The sequence below is a fragment of the Acidovorax sp. HMWF018 genome (genome assembly GCF_003061035.1).
Taxonomy (GTDB): Bacteria; Pseudomonadota; Gammaproteobacteria; order Burkholderiales; family Burkholderiaceae_C; genus Acidovorax; species Acidovorax delafieldii.
The window spans coordinates 12,410-13,987 of sequence record NZ_QAIM01000509.1 but is presented as its reverse complement, the minus strand read 5'-3'; the positions used below and the strand labels follow the sequence as shown (position 1 = coordinate 13,987).

General features: G+C 69.3%; 4 protein-coding genes. All 4 read right to left on the bottom strand.

Features of this window, described 5'->3' with window-relative positions; translation table 11 throughout:
* A partial coding sequence (locus DBR23_RS31470) for a hypothetical protein (RefSeq protein WP_233250660.1) occupies window positions 1-259 on the bottom strand: 259 nt, incomplete at its 3' end.
* The gene (locus DBR23_RS21635) at window positions 256-624 is read right to left on the bottom strand and encodes a DUF2149 domain-containing protein (protein WP_055395235.1); all 369 of its coding nucleotides are present in this window, start codon (window positions 622-624) and stop codon (window positions 256-258) included. The genes DBR23_RS31470 and DBR23_RS21635, both read right to left, overlap by 4 nt.
* Window positions 621-1,088 carry a hypothetical protein gene (locus DBR23_RS21630; protein ID WP_108499548.1) on the bottom strand — a complete coding sequence of 156 codons (468 nt, stop codon included), beginning with the start codon at window positions 1,086-1,088 and terminating at the stop codon, window positions 621-623. Before DBR23_RS21630 ends, DBR23_RS21635 begins: the two co-directional genes overlap by 4 nt.
* Before the next feature lie 29 nt (window positions 1,089-1,117).
* Window positions 1,118-1,578 (bottom strand): ABC transporter ATP-binding protein (locus tag DBR23_RS31465; protein ID WP_233250659.1); only part of this gene is annotated, 461 nt, incomplete at its 5' end.

Below are 1,578 nucleotides of genomic sequence, written 5' to 3'. Positions count from 1 at the left end.
CGATGGCGGCGCCTGCCAGTGCGCGCTCCAGCTTCTGGGCCTGGCCCGCGTCCAGTACCGCCGGGCCAGCCAGCGGGTAGTCGATGTGCACAAAGCCCAGGCCCGCGTCGGAGGCCAGGCGCTGCACCATGGCCGTGCGCGGGGCGGTGGTGATGTCGGAGGTGAGCCAGAGCAACACGGGCGCAGACTGCGCGGCCTGCACCAGCGGCGCAGCCAGCAGCAGGCACCACAGTGCCATGCGCAGAATCAGCGCCTTCATGGCTTGGCGGGGTCGGCCGCGCCAGCGCCCGCGTCTGCAGGCGCCACACCGGTTTCGGGGATGTAGACGATATTGCCGTCTTCGAGCTTGTAGGCCACGCCCGCGCGCACGCCCTGCCCTTGCGCTGCGCTGCCAGCGCCCTTGAAGCGCACTTCCTTGCCCTGCTCGCGCACGACCACTTCCATGTCGGGCTGGCCTGCATTGCGGATGATGGTGACGCTTTCATTGGCGCTGGTCTGGGTCTGCACCGCCACGGCCGTGAGCAACGCCACGACCAGCACCAGAAACACGTCCACCAGGTTCACGGCGGACAGCATCGGATCGTCATCGTCCTCTGCCAGCACATTCAGGTGCTTCAAGCTCATTCCCCCACCCCGCGCTCCTTGCGCACCACCAGCAGTTCGGCCAGCAGCCAGCGGCGGCGCACCGAATACACCACCAGGCCCACCGACGCGGCGGCCAGCGCCAGCACCACGCCCGCAAAGGCGCCGCTGAAAACGGCCAGCGCCTGCTGGCCGTTGCCCGCGGCCACGCTTTGCAGCGCGGGGCCCAGCGGGATCATCGTGGCGATCAGCCCCAGCATGGGCGACAGGCGGCTGAGCAGGCGCACGGGCTCCACCTGGCGCACCAGTTGCAGCTCCAGCTCTTCCATCGACAAACCCGGAGCCACGCGCAGCGAACGGTACTGCGGCTGGCGCCAGCGTTGCCACGCCTCCATGAGCGTGGCGCCGCCCGACCACAACGCGTAGACAAACGCCAACCCCACCAGCACCAGCACCGGCCACAGCAACGACTGCGCGACCTGCGAGAAACCCGATTCGATGTTCATGCTTCCACTCCCTCAATCCATGTGTTGTTTCATTGGCTGTGCTTGCGCTGCATCGATGGCAGCGCCATCCACATGCCATCCAGATGCCGCACGTGGATGCGGTGGTCAAACACGCTCTCCAGCGCCGCGTGCGTGGCGGGTGCATCGCAGGCGCCCTGGTGCAGCACGCGGCCCTGTGCCATCACCACCATGTCGTCGGACTGCAGTGCCAGCGACACCTCGTGCAGCACGCTGACCACCGTGCCCCCCGCATCGACCAGTGCACGCATGGTGTGCAGCCAGTCGGTCTGGTGCGGCGGGTCGAGGTTGGCCAGGGGCTCGTCCATCAGCAGCACCTGCGCCTGCACCGCCAGGGCGCGGGCCAGCAGCACGCGCTGGCGTTCGCCGCCCGACAGCTGCGACAGCGGGCGGTGGCGCCAGTCCCAGGCCTGCGTGGTGCGCAGCGCCTGCTCGACCGCCGCGTGGTCGGCCGCACCCGGCGGTGCCAGCC

What these genes read in the sequence shown, in the direction of transcription:
- DBR23_RS21630 (WP_108499548.1), bottom strand. Translation starts at nt 1,088, where the DNA reads ATGAACATCGAATCGGGTTTCTCGCAGGTCGCGCAGTCGTTGCTGTGG.
- DBR23_RS21635 (WP_055395235.1), bottom strand. Translation starts at nt 624, where the DNA reads ATGAGCTTGAAGCACCTGAATGTGCTGGCAGAGGACGATGACGATCCG.